The 19,041-nt window shown below is 69.7% G+C and carries 22 protein-coding genes and 1 tRNA gene; 9 read left to right on the top strand and 14 right to left on the bottom strand.

Going from position 1 to position 19,041, the window contains the following annotated elements:
- Nucleotides 1-57: 57 nt before the first annotated feature.
- Both DEIMA_RS13595 and topA read right to left on the bottom strand, forming a co-directional pair.
- A complete protein-coding gene (locus tag DEIMA_RS13595; RefSeq protein WP_013557842.1) occupies nt 58-354 on the bottom strand; it encodes a cupin domain-containing protein in 297 nt (98 codons plus the stop codon).
- Nucleotides 354-3,260, bottom strand: coding sequence for a type I DNA topoisomerase (gene topA, locus DEIMA_RS13590; RefSeq protein WP_013557841.1), 2,907 nt, complete (start codon nt 3,258-3,260; stop codon nt 354-356). Before topA ends, DEIMA_RS13595 begins: the two co-directional genes overlap by 1 nt.
- Before the next feature lie 136 nt (nt 3,261-3,396).
- Here topA and DEIMA_RS13585 point away from each other — a divergent pair, with 136 nt between their 5' ends.
- Nucleotides 3,397-3,978 (top strand): YdcF family protein, encoded by a 582-nt coding sequence (locus DEIMA_RS13585; RefSeq protein ID WP_013557840.1) that lies wholly within the window; start codon nt 3,397-3,399, stop codon nt 3,976-3,978.
- Here the strand turns inward: DEIMA_RS13585 and DEIMA_RS13580 are convergent.
- A complete protein-coding gene (locus tag DEIMA_RS13580; protein ID WP_013557839.1) occupies nt 3,975-4,361 on the bottom strand; it encodes a hypothetical protein in 387 nt (128 codons plus the stop codon). The genes DEIMA_RS13585 and DEIMA_RS13580 overlap by 4 nt on opposite strands.
- A 101-nt stretch (nt 4,362-4,462) precedes the next feature.
- Nucleotides 4,463-6,010, bottom strand: coding sequence for a murein biosynthesis integral membrane protein MurJ (gene murJ, locus DEIMA_RS13575; RefSeq protein ID WP_013557838.1), 1,548 nt, complete (start codon nt 6,008-6,010; stop codon nt 4,463-4,465).
- A 129-nt stretch (nt 6,011-6,139) separates the two neighbouring features.
- Here murJ and DEIMA_RS13570 point away from each other — a divergent pair.
- Nucleotides 6,140-6,229, top strand: a tRNA-Ser gene (locus DEIMA_RS13570).
- A 122-nt stretch (nt 6,230-6,351) separates the two neighbouring features.
- On the opposite strand, the gene DEIMA_RS13565 is transcribed toward DEIMA_RS13570, so the two are convergent.
- From DEIMA_RS13565 to DEIMA_RS13545, 6 genes are all read right to left on the bottom strand, one after another.
- Nucleotides 6,352-6,792 carry a hypothetical protein gene (locus DEIMA_RS13565; protein WP_013557837.1) on the bottom strand — a complete coding sequence of 147 codons (441 nt, stop codon included), beginning with the start codon at nt 6,790-6,792 and terminating at the stop codon, nt 6,352-6,354.
- A 305-nt stretch (nt 6,793-7,097) separates the two neighbouring features.
- On the bottom strand, nt 7,098-7,640 hold the full coding sequence (locus DEIMA_RS13560) for a GNAT family N-acetyltransferase (protein WP_013557836.1): 543 nt from the start codon (nt 7,638-7,640) through the stop codon (nt 7,098-7,100).
- 26 nt (nt 7,641-7,666) lie between these two features.
- Entirely contained in the window at nt 7,667-8,503 is an 837-nt protein-coding gene (locus DEIMA_RS13555) for a TIGR02452 family protein (RefSeq protein WP_013557835.1), read from the bottom strand.
- A gap of 68 nt (nt 8,504-8,571) precedes the next feature.
- Nucleotides 8,572-8,724, bottom strand: coding sequence for a hypothetical protein (locus tag DEIMA_RS18330; protein ID WP_169311945.1), 153 nt, complete (start codon nt 8,722-8,724; stop codon nt 8,572-8,574).
- Between the two features lie 108 nt (nt 8,725-8,832).
- On the bottom strand, nt 8,833-9,204 hold the full coding sequence (locus DEIMA_RS13550) for a hypothetical protein (RefSeq protein WP_043816775.1): 372 nt from the start codon (nt 9,202-9,204) through the stop codon (nt 8,833-8,835).
- A gap of 80 nt (nt 9,205-9,284) precedes the next feature.
- Nucleotides 9,285-9,884, bottom strand: a complete 600-nt coding sequence (locus DEIMA_RS13545) for a GGDEF domain-containing protein (protein WP_013557834.1) — start codon at nt 9,882-9,884, stop codon at nt 9,285-9,287.
- A gap of 226 nt (nt 9,885-10,110) precedes the next feature.
- Here DEIMA_RS13545 and groES point away from each other — a divergent pair, with 226 nt between their 5' ends.
- Together groES and groL are read left to right on the top strand one after the other, a co-directional pair.
- Nucleotides 10,111-10,398 (top strand): co-chaperone GroES, encoded by a 288-nt coding sequence (gene groES, locus DEIMA_RS13540; protein ID WP_013557833.1) that lies wholly within the window; start codon nt 10,111-10,113, stop codon nt 10,396-10,398.
- A gap of 89 nt (nt 10,399-10,487) precedes the next feature.
- On the top strand, nt 10,488-12,125 hold the full coding sequence (gene groL / locus DEIMA_RS13535) for a chaperonin GroEL (RefSeq protein ID WP_013557832.1): 1,638 nt from the start codon (nt 10,488-10,490) through the stop codon (nt 12,123-12,125).
- A gap of 52 nt (nt 12,126-12,177) precedes the next feature.
- Here the strand turns inward: groL and DEIMA_RS13530 are convergent, their stop codons facing one another.
- Nucleotides 12,178-12,771 (bottom strand): hypothetical protein, encoded by a 594-nt coding sequence (locus tag DEIMA_RS13530; RefSeq protein ID WP_148234967.1) that lies wholly within the window; start codon nt 12,769-12,771, stop codon nt 12,178-12,180.
- 81 nt (nt 12,772-12,852) lie between these two features.
- Here DEIMA_RS13530 and DEIMA_RS13525 point away from each other — a divergent pair, with 81 nt between their 5' ends.
- From DEIMA_RS13525 to DEIMA_RS13515, 3 genes are all read left to right on the top strand, one after another.
- Nucleotides 12,853-13,386, top strand: coding sequence for a DinB family protein (locus tag DEIMA_RS13525; RefSeq protein WP_013557830.1), 534 nt, complete (start codon nt 12,853-12,855; stop codon nt 13,384-13,386).
- Nucleotides 13,387-13,406: 20 nt separating this feature from the next.
- Nucleotides 13,407-13,646, top strand: coding sequence for a hypothetical protein (locus tag DEIMA_RS13520; RefSeq protein ID WP_013557829.1), 240 nt, complete (start codon nt 13,407-13,409; stop codon nt 13,644-13,646).
- Between the two features lie 89 nt (nt 13,647-13,735).
- Nucleotides 13,736-14,185, top strand: coding sequence for a hypothetical protein (locus tag DEIMA_RS13515; RefSeq protein WP_013557828.1), 450 nt, complete (start codon nt 13,736-13,738; stop codon nt 14,183-14,185).
- A gap of 13 nt (nt 14,186-14,198) precedes the next feature.
- Here the strand turns inward: DEIMA_RS13515 and DEIMA_RS13510 are convergent, their stop codons facing one another.
- The 3 genes from DEIMA_RS13510 to argJ form a co-directional block, all read right to left on the bottom strand.
- Complete coding sequence (locus DEIMA_RS13510) at nt 14,199-14,951, bottom strand: hypothetical protein (protein ID WP_013557827.1); 753 nt, start codon at nt 14,949-14,951, stop codon at nt 14,199-14,201.
- A gap of 62 nt (nt 14,952-15,013) precedes the next feature.
- A complete protein-coding gene (locus tag DEIMA_RS13505; protein ID WP_013557826.1) occupies nt 15,014-15,790 on the bottom strand; it encodes a hypothetical protein in 777 nt (258 codons plus the stop codon).
- A gap of 63 nt (nt 15,791-15,853) precedes the next feature.
- A complete protein-coding gene (gene argJ, locus DEIMA_RS13500) occupies nt 15,854-17,002 on the bottom strand; it encodes a bifunctional glutamate N-acetyltransferase/amino-acid acetyltransferase ArgJ (protein ID WP_013557825.1) in 1,149 nt (382 codons plus the stop codon).
- Nucleotides 17,003-17,200: 198 nt separating this feature from the next.
- On the opposite strand from argJ, the gene DEIMA_RS13495 reads away from it, so the two are divergent.
- Together DEIMA_RS13495 and mctP are read left to right on the top strand one after the other, a co-directional pair.
- Nucleotides 17,201-17,488: a DUF3311 domain-containing protein gene (locus tag DEIMA_RS13495; RefSeq protein ID WP_013557824.1), complete on the top strand. Its 288-nt coding sequence runs from the start codon at nt 17,201-17,203 to the stop codon at nt 17,486-17,488.
- The gene (mctP, locus tag DEIMA_RS13490) at nt 17,485-19,023 is read left to right on the top strand and encodes a monocarboxylate uptake permease MctP (RefSeq protein WP_013557823.1); all 1,539 of its coding nucleotides are present in this window, start codon (nt 17,485-17,487) and stop codon (nt 19,021-19,023) included. The genes DEIMA_RS13495 and mctP overlap by 4 nt, the downstream gene beginning before the upstream one ends.
- Nucleotides 19,024-19,041 lie beyond the last annotated feature (18 nt).

Below are 19,041 nucleotides of genomic sequence, written 5' to 3'. Positions count from 1 at the left end.
CGCCCCCGCTGACCATCCGCAGGCTGGCGGGGGCGGACGTCCGCCGGACGGCGCACGTTACGCGTCGTGGATGGTCAGGATCGTCGCGGCGCCTACCGGCGTGAGCGTGCACGCCGCGCCGTCCGGCACGAAGTACGTCTCCCCGGCGCGCAGGTGCGCGAACTGCCCGCCCGGCAGGTCCAGCACCAGCTCCCCGTCCAGCAGCACGTACCACGCGCCGCTCGGTGCGTCCGGCGTCTTGCGGGTCACGTGCAGCGCCGCGAGCGCCGCGCTGCCCGGCAGGGCCACGCGCGTGTCCGGCGTGGCCTGCGCGAGACGCACGAGGTGCAGCGACCCGCTGGGCGTGCCGGGCATCAAGCGTCCCCCTGCGCGGCGCGGTACGCCTGGTTGAGCTTCTTGCTGGCCTGCAGCGCCATGCCTTTGGCCTTCTTGATGTCCAAGCCGAGTTCCGGGGCGACGTCCTCGACCTTGCGGCCCGCGTCGCGCGTGGCGGTTACGAGCGTGCGTTCCTGCTCACCGAGCACGCCCAGGTGCGCGCGCAGGTCCGCCCAGGCAGGTGAGGCCGCGGCGGCCTTGGCGGTGGCCTTCCGGGCGGCGTTCTTCGCGGCGGGTTTCGCGGTGCCCGCTTTGGGTTTGGCGTTGCTGCCCGCCGCTTTGGTTGGCTTCGCGGCAGGTTTCGCCTTGGCTTTCGCGGGTGCCTTGCCGGGTTTCTTTTTCGGTTCCTTGCCGCGCTCCTCCAGGATCGAGCGGGCGTCGGCGTCCGTGAGGCTTTCGGGCGTCTCGTCGCGGCGCAGGGTGGCGTTGCGCTCCCCGTCCGTCAGGTACGGCCCGAAGCGCCCGCTGCGCAGCTCGATGGCCGAGCGGTCCGCGTACTCATAGCGTTTGAGCGGCCCGGCCGCCGCGCGTTTCGCGCCGTAACGGGGCTGCCGGAACAACTCCTCGGCCTCGTCGAGCGTCACCGTGAACAGCTGGTCGTGGTTCGCGAGGCTGCGCGAGTCGTTGCCGCGCTTCAGGTACGGCCCGAACTTGCCGTTCAGCGCCCACACCTCCTCGCCCTCGCTCTCGCCCACCAGACGCGGCAGGCTCAGCAGCTCCAGCGCGCGGTCCAGGTTGATGGTGGTCAGGTCGTCGCCGGGGAACAGGCTCGCCGTCTTGACCGGCGGGTTCTCCTCGCCGAGCGTCACGTACGGCCCGAAACGGCCCGCGCGCGCCACGACGGTCAGGCCCGTGTCCGGGTCCGCGCCGAGGGGCCGCTCGCCGCTCGGGCGGTTGAACAGCTCCTCGGCCTTCTCGAACGTCAGCTCGTCCGGCGCGAGGTCGTCCGGCAGGTTCGCCTTCTGCTCGCCGCGCGCGAGGTACGGCCCGTACCGCCCGACGCGCAGCTCAATGCCGCTGCCCGCCAGCTTCGGAATCTCTATGGTCGCCACGACGCGCGGGTCGATGGCCTCCATGTTGCTGGCGATCAGGCCCTTGAGGCCCAGGCCGCCGCCCTCGCCGTAATAGAAGCCGCGCAGGTACGGCGCGCGCTGCTGCCGCCCGCCCGCGATGTCGTCGAGGTCCTCTTCCATGCGCGCGGTGAAGTCGTAGTCCACCAGCCGCCCGAAGTGGCCCTCCAGCAGCGCGCTGGTCGCGAACGCTGTCCAGGTGGGCACGAGCGCCTGCCCTTTCTTCATGGCGTACCCGCGGTCCTGAATGGTCGTGAGAATCGACGCGTACGTGCTCGGGCGGCCAATGCCCGCGGCCTCCAGCGCCTGCACGAGGCTCGCCTCGGTGTACCGCGCGGGCGGCTGCGTGGCGTGCCCGGCGGCCTTGAAGGCGTCGCCGTTCACGGTGTCGCCCGGGTTGAGGGGCGGCAGGGTCACTTCGCGGTCACCGAGCTGCGCTTCGGGGTCGTCGCTGCCTTCCACGTACGCGCGCAGGAACCCGGGGAAGTCGATGGTGCGGCCGTTCGCGCCGAGCAGCGCCGTGCGGCCGTCCCCGCTGCGGCCCTCCAGGCGGACCTGCAGCCGGCGACCGCGCGCGTCACTCATCTGCGACGCGACGGTGCGTTTCCAGATCAGGTCGTACAGGCGCCACTCGTCGCTGCTGCCGCCCAGTTCGCCGCGCACGCTGTCGGGCGTGCGGAAGCTCGCGCCGGCCGGGCGGATCGCCTCGTGCGCCTCCTGCGCGTTCTTGGCCTTCTTGGCGTACACGCGCGGCGCGGCCGGCACGAACGCCGGGCCGTACAGCTTGCGGGCCTGATCGCGCGCTGCCTCGGTCGCCTCGGCGCTCAGATTCGTGCTGTCCGTGCGCATGTACGTAATGAAGCCCTGTTCGTACAGGCGCTGCGCGGCGCGCATGGTGCGGCTTGCGCTGAAGCCCAGCTTGCGCCCGCCCTCCTGCTGCAGCGTGCTCGTGATGAACGGCGGGTACGGACGCTGCGTGAACGGCTTCTCCTCGGCGCTGAGCACCCGGTACGGCTGCCCGGTGAGGGCGGCCGCCAGCGCCGTGGCGTCCGCCTCGTTCAGCAGCAGGACGTTCGCGCCGCGCTTGAGCTGCCCGGTGAGCGCGTCGAAGTCCTTGCCGCCCGCGAGGCGCACGCCGTCCACTTCCAGCAGGTTCGCGGGGAAGCGTTCGCTCGCCTGCGTCGTCAGGCGCGCCTCGATGTCCCACCAGGTGGCGCTCACGAAGCGCATGCGTTCCCGCTCGCGCTCCACCAGCATGCGCGTCGCGACGCTCTGCACGCGGCCCGCCGACAGTTTCGGCGCGACCTTGCGCCACAGCACCGGGCTCACCTCGTACCCGTACAGGCGGTCAAGGGCGCGGCGCGCCTCCTGCGCCTCCACGAGGTGCTCGTCGATGGTGCGCGGGCTCTGAATGGCCTTCAGGATGGCTTCCTTGGTGATCTCGTGGAACACCATGCGCCGCACCGGGACTTTGGGTTTGAGTTCCTGCAGGAGGTGCCACGCGATGCTTTCGCCTTCGCGGTCATCGTCGGTGGCGAGGACAACTTCGTCGGCGTCGGCAGCGAGCTTCTTGAGTTTCGCGACGTGCGCGCGTTTTTCGGGCGCCACGACGTACAGCGCGCGGAAATCCTCGTCCGGGTTCAGGCCCAGTCGCGCCCAGGCCTGGCTCTTGAAGCGCTCGGGGATTTCCGCGGCGCTCCGGGGGAGGTCGCGGATGTGCCCGATGCTGGACTCGACCACGTACCCCTTCCCGAGGTACTTCTCAATGGTCTTGGCCTTGGCGGGAGATTCAACGATTACGAGGGTCTTGGGCATAAGGTCTTCACCGCCTATGGAGGCTGCACTTCGCGTGAGCGTAGCACACGCCCTGAAGAACGCCACTGCAGGAAACTCCCCCACACTCACGCTTCACACGGCCTTGAGCGACCCCTCATGCTAGATTGCGCGCACCATGCGCGACCGAGGCCGAGGCAGCGTCACGGGCACGCCGCTGCTCGGCTGGCTGCTTGCTGCCGCCCTCCTGACCGCCACCGCCGCCGCGCCCGTACAGCAACCCGAACGGCCCGCCCCGACCCTGCTGGTGCTTGGCGCGGCGCAGTACAACGGCCAACCCAGCCCCGCGTTCCGCGCGCGCCTCGACCACGCCCTGCGCCTGTACCGCGCGGGCGGCGTCACCCGCATCGTCGTGTCCGGTGGGACCGGCCCGGGCGACCGTTACAGCGAAGGGGCAGTCGGCGCCGCGTACCTGCGCGCGCACGGCGTGCCCGCAAGCGCCCTCGCCGCCGAGACGCACGCCCGCAGCACCCTGCAGAACCTGCGCCTGAGCCGCGCGCTGCTGCGCGGCCCCGTCACGCTCGTCACCGATAGCGTCCACGCGCGCCGCGCCCTCGCGCTCGCCCGCGCCGAGGGCCTGCGCGCCACCGTGCACGCCGCGCCCGCCCCACACGCCAGCGCGCAGTACCGCCAGCGGGAATGGCTGCTGCTCGGCGCGTACGCCCTGCTCGGCCCGCTCGATCACACCCGCGCGCCCTAACGGTGCGCGCGTTGCGTCTCCAGCAGCGCCGCGCCGCCCGTCACCTGCGCGTACACACCGTCGAGCGCGCCACCCTGCACGCGTACCCAGCCGTCCCCGGCGTCCTCACTGCGCGGCGCGATGGCCTTCAGGTCGAACTTCGGCTGCTGCACGGTCATGCGCCAGTCGTCCGCGCGGCGCCACGTCGTCTGCACCGTCTCGCCGATTTCGGTGTTCCGGAAGGTGTACAGCGTCCCGCCGCCCTGCACGGCGCTGCGCGTGTCGCTCTCCTTGCGGTTCGCGCTCTGCCCGTACCCCAGCACTGCCGACTGCATCTCCTTGTTTCCACCGCCGCCGCACGCCGTGAGCGCGAGCGTGGCCACCAGCAAAAAAGCGCGTTTCATGCCCGCATGATGCGCAGTGCCGCGCCCGCGCGCGTTGCGGGAACGTTCAGGGAAAGCGGAGAGGGCGGGCCTGAGCAGGCCCGCCCTCTCCGCTGCGGCGCTCAGCGGCGCAGGCGGCGCAGCACGCCGTTCACCTCGGGGACGCGCAGCGCCACCGCGAGCGCGAGGTACGTGCCCAGCCCGGCCGCGCCCGCCACGGCGAGCGTCACCAGGGACGGCAGCAGGCCCGTGGGGGCGGGCAGCACGCGCGTGAGCGCCCACGTAACCATGCCCGCCACCAGGGCGAGCGGCACGACCCGCGCGAGGTGCACGAGCAGCGCGCCCAGCGGGAAGCGGCCGTACAGGACCATCAGCGCGATCGCCATGAGCACACCGCTGATGGTGGTGCTCACCCCGAACCCCAGGAACTTCAGGTGCGGCGTAAGCAGGCTGTACAGCGCGACCTCCACCACGAACCCCACGGCGCTCACCATGACGGCGTCGCGGGTGCGTTCGCGCGCGTAGAAGGTGCGCAGCAGGATCGTGTTGATCGCCCACGGCAGCAGCGCCAGCGCCCAGCCGTTCAAAATTCCGCTGCCCGCCGCGAAGGTCGTGCTCGACATGCGCCCGTTCAGGTCGAAGATGCGGATCAGGTACGGCGCGAGCACCACCATCAGGGCGCTCGCGGGGGCGCTCAGGAACGTCACGGTCCGCAGCGCCTGCACAGTCAGCGTCCGGAACGCGTCCCATTGACGGTCCGCGGCGAGCTGCGAGAAGCGCGGGAACAGCGCCAGCGCCGGACTGACGACCAGCAGGCCGTTCGCCATGGTGAACATCGTTTCCGCGTTCCCATACCCGGTGGTCGTGCCGGACTGGAACAGCTGCCCGTTCGACAGCAGGCGTGCCACGTAGATGTTCAGGAACTGCCGCGCGCCGGTCGTCAGCATGAACGGCGCCATCTGCCGCAGGACCCGCCCGAGCGCCGGATGGCCCTCCAGCGTCGGCGTGGGCAGCAGCCCGAACCGCATCAGCGCCGGCAGCTGCACCACCAGCTGCGCGAGGCCGCCCACCAGCCACCCCAGCGCCAGCCACGTCGCCGTTTTCGGTAGCAGCAGCAGCACCACGATGCTCGCCAGGTTGAACGCAATGGGCGCGAAACTCGACTCGCGGAAGTGCTCGTCGGCGTTCAGCAGCCCCATGGCGATGCTCGCCAGGCTGATCAGCATCAGGAACGGCATGACCAGCCGCACCATATACACAGTCAGGGCCACGTCCACGTTCGGGTGGTTGCTGAGCAGCAGGTCCACGATCCACGGCGCCGCCAGAATGCCGATGGCCGTAAGCAGCAGGTTAATGGCGATCAGCGCGCCGCTGAACGACCGCGCGAGCGCGCGGCGCTCCTCGGTGCCCAGCGACTTGTACACCGGAATGAACGAGTTCACGAGCGCGCCCTCGGCGAGCAGTTCACGCAGCAGGTTCGGCACGCGGCTCGCCAGCAGGAACGCGTCCGACAGCGTGCTGCCGAACGACACGATCAGCTGCTGCCGCACGATGCCCGACAGGCGCGAGCCGAGCGTGCCCGCCATGACGATCAGCGTGTTGCGCGCCGTGGATTTCGGGGCGCGCGCGGGCGCCTCGCCGGGCGGCTGGGCGGTCGGTTCACTGGTCACGGCACATCACTCCTCAGGGGCTCCACTCGCATACACTGCCCGCCACAATACTGCCCGCATGGACCTTGAGCGGCGCGCCGGGCACGTGCTACACTCCCGGGTGCCGTGACCACACGGCGCGACCCACGCGGAGAGGTGCCAGAGCGGTTGAATGGGTCGGTCTCGAAAACCGAAGTACGGGCAACTGTACCGTGGGTTCGAATCCCACCCTCTCCGCCACAAAGCGAGCCAGACGCCCCGCGTCTGGCTCGCTGCTTGAAGTGCTCCACGAGCGCGCCCCCACTCATGTTGGTGGGGGCGCGCTCGGCACTCAGGTCCTCAAGGGGAGGGAGGAACGGACCTCAGTGCTGGCCGCTCTGGGTACGGCCGCTCGCGCTCACGTTCAGGCTAAGCGCGCTGTCCAGAACGCCCAGAACGCCACCAGCACTACGCCCTTCATGACTGCTGCTCTGGCCGCTCGCGCCGAGCAGGGCGCTCAAGCGGGCGTCAGTGCCGAGGTTCAGGCTGCCCTGCGACGTGCGGGTACGGCCACTGTCGGTACTGCTGCTCTGCGTGCTGCCACGGGCATTCGCATGGACGCCCAGCGTCGCGGCGAGCGCCCCCGTCAGCGACCCGGCACTGCTGCCGTTCTCAGTCGAGGTCTGGCCGCTGCCACTCAGCGCGGTCGCGATGCCGGTCACGGCGTTCAGGTCCAGCGAGCCGCTGCGGCTGTTCGTCTCAGCGGCGGCGACACCAGCAGTCAGCGCGAGTGCACTCAGGGCGGTCATCAGCTTCTTGGTCATGGTGGTGCTCCTTTCGCGCCTCCACCTTGCCGCCCCCCCATGGCGAGCTTCTGAACGATCCCACCATTCCCCTTGCGGGTTGCCGCGGCCACCCTCACGCCACCCCACATGCGCTAAGCCACCGTCACGCCGACCAGCACGCCCCGCACGTCCCACGCGGCCCGCCCAGCGCACATGAGAAGACGCTTGAGTTCGCAGGCAACGCCACGATGCCGCACATCCAAACGCCGCCGAGCAGCGTACCCACGCCTCACTACACACGAACAAAGGCGACCCGGAGCCGCCCGGGCCACCTGCGGTCCGCGTTACGCGAGGCGCGCGCGTACTGCCGGCCACTCCTCGACCGTCACCGAGTACATCACCGTGTCCCGCAACGACCCGTCCGCGCGGACCATGTGGTTACGCAGCACCCCCTCCCGCACCGCCCCCAGCTTCTCAATGGCGCGCTGCGAACGCGCGTTCCGCACGTCCGTCTTGATCTGCACGCGCGCCGCCCCCAGCCCCTCGAACGCGTACGCCAGCAGCAGCCGCTTCGCGCGGCGGTTCACGCCGCGGCCCATCTGCGCGGGCGTTAGCCACGACCACCCGATCTCCACGCCCCGGTGCTGCGCGGTCCACCCGGCAAGCCGCGTCGCGCCCACCACCTCACCGTCCAGCGTCACCACGAACGGAAAGGTGTCCGGCGCGTCCAACGCTGCGCGGTGGTACGCCTCGGTGGTGGGCGCGCTGCCCATATGCCGCCACTCGTCCGGCGTGCGCGCCGCCAGCGCGAGCAACGCCGGAATGTCCGCCTCCACTAGGGGCCGCAAGGTGACTTCGCCGTCCGTCAGGGTCACGTCGTGCTGCATGCCTCAGGCTAACAGGGCCGCACCGCTCAGCCGTCCAGCACCTCCTGGAACGACCGCCACGTCGGCGCGCCCGGCGCGGCGTCCAGCACCGCGAAACGCACCTGCTCGAACACGCCGCGCGCCTCGTTGTCCAGCAACGCCCGGAATACCCCGGCGACCACGCGCGGGTCATTCCGGAACACCCCGCAGCCCCACGCGCCCAGCACAATGCGGCGGTGCCCGTGGCGCGCGAACGCCCCCAGCACCCGCGCGGCCCGCGCGCGCAGCACCGCCGTGACCTCCCCAGCGCGTTCCGGTTCGTTGCGCGCCACGGCACCGGCGTTCGGGGCGGGCGCCGTCACGAACGCCGCGCGCACCACGTCCGCGCGCAGGGCGTCCGCGTCATCCCGGAACACCGGCACGCCCGGGCTGTACAGCACATGGTCCGTATACAACGCCGTCCCGCACGCTCGGTTCGCGGTGTAGTACGCCTCCGCGACCGGCCCTGTCAGCGCGTGATACAGACCCGTAGCGCGCGCCAGGCTTTCCTCCTGCGCCTGACTGCCGCCTATGAAGCCCCCGCCGGGGTTCTTCGCGGACGCGAAATTCAGCGCGCCAACTTCCCCGTCCGCACCCACCGCCAGCGCGCGGACGCCCGCCAGCGTCGTCTCGTTCGTGACCTCCACGAGGGTGCGCCCACGCGGCGCGTCCCGCAGCGCGGTTGCCAGGACCGCCTCGTCCTGCGGACGGTACAGGACCGTCCCGGCGCGTGCCGCCACGAGCTCGGCGCGTACATCCACCGTACGCTCGCCCAGCGTGAACGTGCCGGTGTCCAGAATGTGCAGGGTTTCCTGGGCGGTATGGGCGCGCTGCGAACGGTTCATGCCCCCAGCATGCCGTGGCCCCGGCTTGGCATGCCTCGGGGTTCTGGCGTATGTCAGCGGTGCCTGCTTCAGGCGGGGGTGGTGCCCCATGCCTCCAGGTGCGGCTGCCGGTTCACGCCGGTCACCATCACCGCCGCCGATGCGCGCGACAACCGGACCGTGCTGAAGCCCGGATCGCCGAACGCGAACGCAGCCCGCGCCACGCTCGTCAAGTCGTGCAACGCTACAGGCCCACGCGTCCGCGAACCGTAGCCAGCCCGGCCAGGGGCCGTTGCCGAATTCACGCGGGGCCTTACGTGGCTGCGGCGTCAGCCCCACAGGGGCGCCGTTCAAGCGCGCCAGAACGGGTGGTGGGTGTTCAGGTTCAGCGCCAGTTCCCCCAGCAGGGAGACGTGAGTGCATGCGCGGACCAGTGCAGGCTCGGCGCGGGTCGCCTGAACCTGCTTTGCGGCGGTTGACGGTGCGTGCGGTGCAGGTCGGCGCTGCCCAGAGCGTGTGCCGCGAAGCTCAGGTGCCGCAGGCTGCTCATCGTGCGGGCCCTGGCGCCCTGCGGGCAGGGTGCGGAGGGCGAGCAGGGCGTTCACTTCGGCGCGCTTGAGGTCATATCCGCTGATGACGCCGTTCACGCGGCGCGGTTCGTGAAGACGGTTGCGGTCATGCGCGATGACGTGCCCGCCAGCGTCCGCGATGCTGGCGCTCACTGGCCGATTGCCGTGCTGGAACGCCGTCCAGGCTTCCTCGAACGCCGCTTGCCACGTGTGGCTGAGGGCGCTTCAGGCGCTCATAGGGCTTCGCGGTGGCGGTCGATGAGGTCGTCGAGCGCTTCGCGCAGCAGGCTCGCTTCGGTGCGGCCGAGGGCGGCGGCGAGTTTGGCGAGGCGGTCGAGTTGCGGGCGCGGGTAGTAGTTGCTTTTGAGGACCATCTTGCTTTCGACGTAGATGGCCACGCGGTTGCGGCCTTCGACCTTGGCGCGGTACAGGGCGGCGTCGGCGGCGCGCAGGAGGTCCTGGGGGCTGCTGGCGTGGGCGGGGCGGGCGGCGAGGCCGACGGACAGGCTGAGCGTGCTGGGCCAGTTCGGGTCGCGGTTGGCGTGGAAGTGCCGGATGACCTCGTCCATCAGGATCAGGGCCGTTTCGGGGGCGGTGTCGGGGAAGAGCGCGGCGTATTCGTCGCCCCCGAGTCGGGCGACGGTGCTGCCGTGGGGGAGGCTGCCGGTCAGCAGGCGTTCGATGGTGCGCAGGACCCGGTCGCCTTCGGCGTGGCCGAGGGTGTCGTTGAGGATCTTGAAGTGGTCGAGGTCCATGACGGCGAGGGTGGCGGGGGTGGCGGTGTCGAGGGCGGTTTCAAAGGCAGGACGGTCCAGCAGGGGTAAGGGCGGCATGCATATATATTAGGCTTACATATATACATAATATCTATGATATAAAACACACCTACGCATATGGTGTTGAGTTGAGCGCTCCGCACTCACATCTTGTGTTTGCGGTATTGACACTCTAGTGAGCGTACCGTTACCATTGCGCTTGGAGTTGATGAACCTGAAGCGCGGCAGGTGCCCCTTCAGGCCCCATCACCAAGCCCATACCCAACCTCAAGGAGGAACACCCATGCTGAAACCGTTAGGCGACCGAGTTCTGGTGGAGATCGTCGAAGAAGCCGAGCAGAAGACCGCCGGGGGCCTCTACGTTCCCGACACCGCCAAAGAAAAAAGCCAGCGCGGCAAAGTTGTCGCCGTCGGCAACGGCAAAATCCTCGACAACGGCACCCGCGTCTCCCTCGACGTGAACGTCGGCGACACCGTCTACTTCGCGAAGTACGGCGGCACCGAAGTCAGCCTCGAAGGCAAGAACTACAGCATCCTCAGCGAACGCGACATCCTCGCGATCGTCGAGTAAGCCCACACCCCACACCTGTGACACCACACCCGTGCGTGTCACCGTGTCACAACGTCCCTCAACCTGTCTGACCTCAAAGGAGCATCATCATGGCGAAACAACTCGTGTTCGATGAAAACGCCCGCCGCAGCCTGGAACGCGGCGTCAACGCCGTCGCCAACGCCGTCAAAGTGACGCTCGGGCCCCGTGGCCGCAACGTCGTCATCGAGAAGAAGTTCGGCAGCCCCACCATCACCAAGGACGGCGTCACCGTCGCCAAGGAAGTGGAACTCGAGGACAAACTCGAGAACATCGGCGCGCAACTCCTCAAGGAAGTCGCCAGCAAAACCAACGACATCACCGGTGACGGCACCACCACCGCCACCGTCCTCGGCCAGGCCGTCGTGAAAGAAGGCCTCCGCAACGTCGCCGCCGGCGCCAACCCCCTCGCCCTGAAGCGCGGCATCGAAAAAGCCGTCGTGGCCGCCATCGAGGAAATCAAGAGCCTCAGCGTGCCCGTCGAGGACAGCGACGCCATCCGCAAGGTCGCCGGCATCAGCGCCAACGACGACGCCGTCGGCCAGGAAATCGCCACCGCGATGGACAAGGTCGGCAAGGAAGGCGTCATCACCATCGAAGAGAGCCGCGGCTTCGACACCGAAATTGACGTCGTCGAAGGCATGCAGTTCGACAAGGGCTACATCAACCCCTACTTCGTGACCAACACCGACAAGATGGAGGCGCAACTCGAAGAGCCCTACATCCTGATCAGCGAGAAGAAGGTTCAGAATCTCAAGGAACTGCTCCCCATCCTCGAGAAGGTCGCGCAGACCGGCCGCCCCCTGCTCATCATCGCCGAAGACGTCGAAGGTGAAGCGCTCGCGACCCTCGTCGTGAACAAACTCCGCGGCACCCTCAACATCGCCGCCGTGAAAGCCCCCGGCTTCGGCGACCGCCGCAAGGAAATGCTGCGCGACATTGCCGCCGTCACCGGCGGGACCGTCATCACCGAAGACCTCGGCTACAAGCTCGAGAACGCCACCATGGAGATGCTCGGCCGCGCCAAGCGCATCCGCATCACCAAGGACGACACCACCATCATCGACGGTCTCGGCAACCAGACCGAAATCGAGCAGCGTGTCGGCGCCATCAAGGCCGAACTCGACAGCACCGACAGCGACTACGCCCGTGAGAAGCTCCAGGAGCGTCTCGCCAAGCTCGCCGGCGGCGTGGCCGTGATCCGTGTCGGCGCCGCGACCGAAACGGAACTCAAGGAGAAGAAGCACCGCTACGAGGACGCCCTCAGCACTGCCCGCTCGGCGGTTGAGGAAGGCATCGTCGCGGGCGGCGGCACCACGCTGCTGCGCATCATCCCCGCTGTCCGCAAGGCCGCTGAAAGCCTCGAAGGCGACGAAGCGACCGGCGCGCGCATCCTGATCCGCGCGCTCGAAGAGCCCGCCCGCCAGATCGCCGCGAACGCCGGCTTCGAAGGCAGCGTCATCGTGAACGCCGTCGTCAACAGCGACAAGGCCCGCTACGGCTTCAACGCCGCCACCGGCGAATTCGTCGAGGACATGGTCGCCGCCGGCATCGTGGACCCCGCGAAGGTCACCCGCACCGCGCTGCAGAACGCCGCCAGCATCGGCGCGCTGATCCTCACCACGGAAGCGATCGTCAGCGACAAGCCCGAGAAGAACGCCCCCGCCGCGCCCGCCGGCGGCCCCGACATGGGCGGCATGGACTTCTAAACCCCCTATGAACAAGGCGCCCCGGTCACACCGGGGCGCCTTGTTCGTGTGCTCAGGGGAGCAGCGTCCCGGCCAGCATCATCAGCAGCTTGTAGAACGCGCTGAACGTGACGTTCGTCAGCAGGATCAGCCCGAGCGTAGGCAGGACCGTCGTCTGCAGCGCGCCCGCCAGCGCCCCCACCACCGTGAGGACGGACCAAGCCATCAGCACCAGGCCGATCGTGAGGCCCGCGCCCAGCAGGAACAGCGCGGCGCCGTGCGGTCCGGCACTCAGCGCCAGCGCCGCGATCAGGAAGGGCACAGCGGCGTACAGCGCCGGCAGGGTCCCCCACGCCATGCCGAAGCGCACGTGCTCTTCGGTGACGGTCAGGCCGAAAAGGCGAGCATACGCGGCCAGGAGTTTCGGGTAGCTCCAGCCGTCCCAGGCGCCGTAACACACGGCGGCCAGCAGGATCAGGAGTATCCCCAGGATGGAGGCTTTCGGGCCGCCCTGGAGGGTGCTGAGCGCGACTGCCAGCGTCAGCAGGGCCGGGACGCCCAGCAGCATCGGCCAGACCCGCCGCCAGCCGATGCCTTCGTGCATCATGGCTTCGGTGGTGCGAATAGGGGAGAACAGCATGTCTTGCGCGGGGGAGACGTGATTCACCGCTCGATTATGAGTTTTTTGTGTGGAAGGTAAAGCAGGTTTGCCCGTCGGAGCTTCGGCCGCGGCGCAGTACGCTGCGGCATGCCTGAACTGCCGGATGTCCGCTACCCCATCGGTCCGCGCCCGACCCTGCCCGCCGAGGCGCGCACGCCACAGCAACTCCGGCAGTTCATTGCCGCCTTCGAGCACACCGAAGCGGCGTGGCACGCCCTGATCGAGGGCGCACCAGACGCGAGCCTGGACCGCCCCTACCGTGAGGGCGGCTGGAACGCCCGGCAGCTGGTGCACCACACCGCCGACGCGCACGCGCACGGCCTGAACCGCCTGAAGTACGGCCTGACGCAGGAGGAGTACCAGATTCAACCGTTCGATCCGGAAGCGTGGATGGCCCTGCCGGACATGCACCTGCCAGTCCGCGACGCCCTGGCGCTGCTGCACGTCGCGAACGTCCGCTGGCTGGCGCTGCTGCGCGCCGTGAACCCACAAACGCTGACCCGTGAGCTGACGCACCCGACCGAGGGCCGCCAGGACCTGTGGCAGCTGATCGCGAAGCACGACTGGCACGCGCGGCACCACCTGGCCCAGGCGCGCGTGGCGGTCGAGGGGAACTCCTGAGGGACGCTACAGTGGGCGGCATGAAGAATGTCTGGCCCGCCCTGATCGTGGGCGCGTATCTCGCCCTGGTGATCCTGACGCTGCTGCTGCCGCCCCCGTGGGGGTACGCGGGCGGGATGGTGCTGATGGGGGTGTTGGCCGCCTGGGTGTTTCGGATGGAGCGCGCGACCGGACGTAGTGCCGGACCACTGAAGTGGTTCGCGCTGGCGTTGGGGGTGGGGGCCGGCGTACTGCTGGTGCGGTTCCTGCTGAACCCCTGACCTTGCCGCCGAAAGCTTGTGCCCGGGTTCTTAGGGTATTCTCATGGACTTTATAGACTCTTCACGTTCTGGCCGTTAAGGTCAGGAGGATGCGCCTCACCCGCTCCCTGCTGCTCGCGGCACTGCTCGGCACGCCCGCGCACGCACTGCTCGTCCCGTACGCCGGCTGGACGTCCAGCGCCGACGGCAAGACCTGGCTCGCTCCCAACGAAGCCTGCGTGCTGCAGGAATCGCAGCTCACGCAGGCCTTCCCGCTGTTCACGAACGTCACCGACGCGCAGGCGTTCGCCGTGAAACTCCAGAACAGCCTCAGCGCGCAGGGCATGGCCCACGTGACCGCGCAGCCCATCGACCGCGCCGGCACCTGGGGTGTCCTCGCCGCCTACGAACACAAATCCAGCGGCAGCGAGTACCGCATCATGCAGCTGTACCTGTCCAACAGCGGCAAGCTGCGCACCATCACCGGCAGCACCGCCGCCCTGGAAGCCAGCGACTGCGTGGGCCGCATGAACGACTTCGTCCGCTACCTCGCCAACTGACCGCCCCCGCGCCTCACCGCGCGGCCCGGGGGCGGCGCGCGCCCGCCACGGCCCCCACCCCGAGCACGCCCACCGCGACGATCACGCCAATCAGTACGGTCGTCACCTCCGGCCGCGCCGCGTACACGCCGTAAAACGCCCACAGCAGCACCAGCGCGAACGGAACGTCCCGCCGCCGGGCCAGCAGCCAGGCCCCCACCAGCGACGCGACCACCACCAGCGCCGCGGACCATGTGGGCGCACTCCACCCCAGCAGCGCCGCGGGCGCGTCCACGCTCACGAGATACGCCGTGATGTTCGCGACGGTCGCCACGGTGATCCACGCGAGGTACAGGCTCCCGGGCACACCCAGCGCCCACCGCTCCGCACCCCGCAGCGCGAGACGGTCGAGCGTCACGTACAGCCACACCAGGTCGGCCAGCAACGCCAGCATGACCACGACGCTCCACCCCAGGTGCAGGCTGTGCCACGCCAACAGCCACGTGACGTTCAGCGCGCACCCCAGCAGGAACGGCCAGCACAACTGGTCGTACCGCGCGCCACGCTGCGCGGGAAGCGCCTGGTACACCGCGAACACCAGCAGCCCCAGGAAGATCACGCCCCACACGGCGAACGTCGCGCCCGTGGGCGTGAACGCGTTCGGCAGGTCGTCGCTGATCTCCCCGGTGTTCCGGCCAAACAGCGGCAGGGCATTCGCGAGGGCGTTCATGACGATGGTGGCCACTGCCGAGGCCAGCAGGGTCCATTGACGCAGCAGTCCGCTCATGCCCGCACGGTAGGCGGCCTGAGGCACGCGAGCCGTACGCGATGCTGCGGTTCCGGTACCCCTCAGGACCGGGACGCCGTGCGGCGCGCCGCCACCGCCAGCAGGGCCGCGAGCAGCGGCGCAGTGCGCCGCGCACCGCCGGAGGCGACGTCCAGCGTGGCGCAGGTAACGGCAACAGCGCGCGTGAGGCGCAGACGCCCTCCGTCCACAGGGTGCTGCTCATTGTCGGTGCGGCACGCGGGCTGCTCTGGTGGCAGCAGCGCCGCAGCGAGCGTGACCCCGCCCAGCAGGGCCGGTGCGAGCACCCCGGCGGGTTGGGGGGAGCGGCGGGCCGCCCTGCCGAGGGCCGCGCCTGCCAGCGCCGCCGCAGCTGTCCATGCGGGCGGCGACAGGGCGTCACGGGCGCCCGCACTCCCCGCGAGGGCCAGCGTGGGGGCGAGGGCCGCGCCGACGGGCGCGAATGCTCCCGCCAGGGCGCCCTGCGCGCTCACCGCCACGGAGTCCGCGACGGTGACGCGCTCCCCGACGGTGCAGACCGTCAACCGCAGCGCACTCAGCAGCGTGAACGCCCCCAGGACGTCCGGCGGCTGACGGACGCCCGACGCGAGCGCCAGGGTGAGCGCTGCCCCCGCGCTGCCCGGGTGGTCCGGGTCGAGTTCCCGCGCGATCGCCCACGCGCAGAACGCGCCCGCCCCCGCACGCAGCGCGTGCCCCCAGGGCCGCCCAAGCGTGCGCGCCGCGAGCACCGCCGCGCCCGCGCCCAGCAGCGCGAAGCGGTTCGAGGGCAACGTGAGGTCCAGGGGACGCGGGAGGGCCGAGGCGGGGCGAGAGGGCGTCATGCCCCACCGTACCCGCCCCGTCCGCCTGCACCGTGAGCGGCCCGTGAAGGGTCGCGTCGGTGCTCAGGTCGTGTAGTCGGCGTTGATGCTGACGTACTCGGCGCTCAGGTCGCAGCCCCACGCTTCCCCGCGCGCGTCCCCCACGCCGAGGTCCACGTCGAACACGACCTCCTCGGCGCGCATGCTCGCGGACACACTCGCCGCGTCGTACGCGAGGGGGCCGCCACGGAACACCGGCACACCCTGCACGTGGACGCTGAGGCGCTCGATGTCCACGCCCGCGCCGCTGCGGCCCACCGCCATGATGACGCGCCCCCAGTTCGGGTCGTTGCCGTGCACGGCGCTCTTGAGCAGCGGCGACACGCAGCACGTCCGCGCCGCGGTGAGGGCCTCCGCTTCGGTGCGCGCGCCCGTCACGCGCACCGTCAGGAGCTTCGTGGCGCCCTCGCCGTCCGCGGCGATCATGCGCGCGAGCGTCCGCATGACGCCTTCCAGCGCTGTCAGGAACTCCGCCGTGTCCACGTCGCCGGCCGCGCCGCCCGCGAGGACGACCGCCATGTCGTTCGTGCTGGTGTCGCCGTCCACCGTCACGGCGTTGAAGGTCCGCGCGACGATGGCGGGGAACGCGGCGCGCAGCGCCCCCTGGTCCACGCGGGCGTCCGTGAACGCGAACGCGAACATGGTCGCCATGTCCGGGTGGATCATGCCGCTGCCCTTCGCGCAGCCGACGATGCGCGCGCCCGTGCTGAGCGTCACCTCGGCCGTCTTCGGATGCGTGTCGGTGGTCATGATGGCGTTCGCGAACGCGTCCACGTCGTCGCTGAGCTCGTCCGGCAGGTGCTCCAGGCCGCTCAGCACGCGCGGCATGGGTAGCAGGTGCCCGATGATGCCGGTGCTGGCGGTCAGCACCGACCCGGCGGGCACGTGCAGGATGTCCCCGAGGGCGTCGGCGAGGGCGGCGTTGTCCCGCGCGCCCTGCGCGCCGGTGGCGGCGTTGGCGTTCCCGGCGTTCACCAGCAGCGCGCGGATCGGCTGCGTGTCCGCGTAGCGGGCGCGGTTGCGTTCCACGCACGCGGCGGCGGTGGTGCTGCGGGTGCCCGCGAACGCCCACGCGCAGTCATGGTCGCTCACGACGCAGGACAGGTCGGGTTTGCCGCTCGGTTTGATGCCCGCCGCGCGGGCCGCCGCGCGAAAACCAGAAGGAAACTTCATGCACAGCAGTGTAAAGCGCCGCCGTTCCCTCTGCGTCTGGTCCGAGGATGAACAGACGCCGCTTGCATCTTCTTGCGGCGCGCTGCATGCGGGCGAGCACGCCCGCTTGACTTCCGCCCGTGCAGCGGTTCAGATGAAAGCGCTTCACAATCTCACCGGCGCGCCCACGCGCACCACACCTCATGAAAGGGGAGAGTCATGAGTCAACCGTCCTCGTCCCGTCACCTTCGCCATCGCGCCTGGCTGTGGCTGCTCGCCCTGCCCTGGATCGCGCTGCTGCCCGTCCCGCTGTACAACCAGGACGCGCCGCGCCTGCTCGGCTTCCCGTTCTTCTACTGGTACCAGCTGCTCTGGGTGCCGCTCGCGTCCCTGATCACCTGGATCGTGTACGTGAAGACCCGCCCGCTCGACACCACACCGCCCGCCACCCGCGACCTCGGCGACGCCCACGCCGCGTACACCGACGCGCCCGGAGGGCACGCGTGAACTGGCCCGCCACCATCGTCTTCCTGGTGCTGTTCGGCCTCGTCACCATCATGGGGTTCCTCGCCGCGAACTGGCGCCGGGGGAACCTCGCGCACCTCGACGAGTGGGGCCTCGGCGGACGCCGCTTCGGCACGCTCATCACGTGGTTCCTGCTGGGCGGCGACCTGTACACCGCCTACACCTTCGTGGCCGTGCCCGCCCTGATGTTCGGTGCAGGCGCCACCGGCTTCTTCGCCGTGCCCTACACCATCCTGATCTACCCGTTCGCGTTCGTGGTGTTCGCGCGCCTGTGGGCCGTCGCGCACCGGCACGGCAGCGTCACCCTCGCGGACTTCGCGAAGGTCCGCTACGGGAACCGCTGGCTGGTCCTCGCCATCGCCCTGACCGGCATCCTCGCGACCATGCCGTACATCGCGCTGCAACTCGTGGGCATTCAGGTGGTCATCGGCGCGCTCGGCTTCGAAACCAAGGGCTTCATCGGGGAACTGCCGCTGATCATCGCGTTCATCATCCTGGCGGCGTACACGTACAGCAGCGGTCTGCGCGCGCCCGCCATGATCGCCGTGGTCAAGGACGTCCTGATCTACCTCACGATCATCGTGGCCGTCATCGTGATCCCCACGAAACTCGGCGGGTTCGGCGCCATCTTCGACGCCGTGCCCGACAAGAACCTGCTGCTCGCGCCCGCGCAGCCCGGCAACACCGGCGGCATCAGCGCGTACCTCACCCTCGCCATCGGCAGCGCCCTCGCGCTGTTCCTGTACCCGCACAGCGTTACGGCGCTGCTGAGCAGCAGCAGCAGCAACACCGTGCGCCGCAACATGGCGCTGCTACCTGCGTACAGCCTCGTGCTGGGGTTCCTCGCGCTGCTCGGCTTCATGGCCATCAAGGCGGGCGTCGCCGCGAACCCGCGCTTCACGGAGTACTTCGCGCAGTACGGGAATAACTTCAGCGTGCCCGCGCTGTTCCTGCAGTACTTCCCGGACTGGTTCGTGGGCGTCGCGTTCGCCGCCATCGGCATCGGCGCGCTCGTGCCCGCCGCGATCATGAGCATCGCCGCGAGCAACCTGTTCACGCGCAACATCTACCGCGAGTTCATCCGCCCGAACTGCACGCCGCACCAGGAAACGAACGTCGCCAAGATCGTCAGTCTCGTCGTGAAGTTCGGCGCGCTGCTGTTCATCCTGCTGCTGCCCAGCACCTTTGCCATTCAGCTGCAGCTGCTCGGCGGCGTGTGGATCATCCAGATCCTCCCAGCCGTGGTGTTCGGCGCGTTCACGCGCTTCTTCGACCCGCGCGCCCTGCTGGCCGGCTGGGCCGTCGGGATGATCAGCGGCACGTGGATGGCCGCGTCGCTCGGGTTCAAGACCAGCACTTTCCCGCTGCAGGTGTTCGGCACGGTCGTCCCCGGGTACGCCGCCGTGTACGCGCTGCTGCTGAACCTGCTCGTGGCGGTCGTGGTTACGCTCGCGCTGCGCGCCGCCGGACGCTTCGACGCGACCGACCGCACGGCCGCGCTCGACTACGAAGGCTGACCCCACCCCCGAACCGCA

The sequence above is a fragment of the Deinococcus maricopensis DSM 21211 genome, assembly GCF_000186385.1.
GTDB lineage: Bacteria > Deinococcota > Deinococci > Deinococcales > Deinococcaceae > Deinococcus_B > Deinococcus_B maricopensis.
This window is presented reverse-complemented; position numbering and strand designations above follow the sequence as displayed.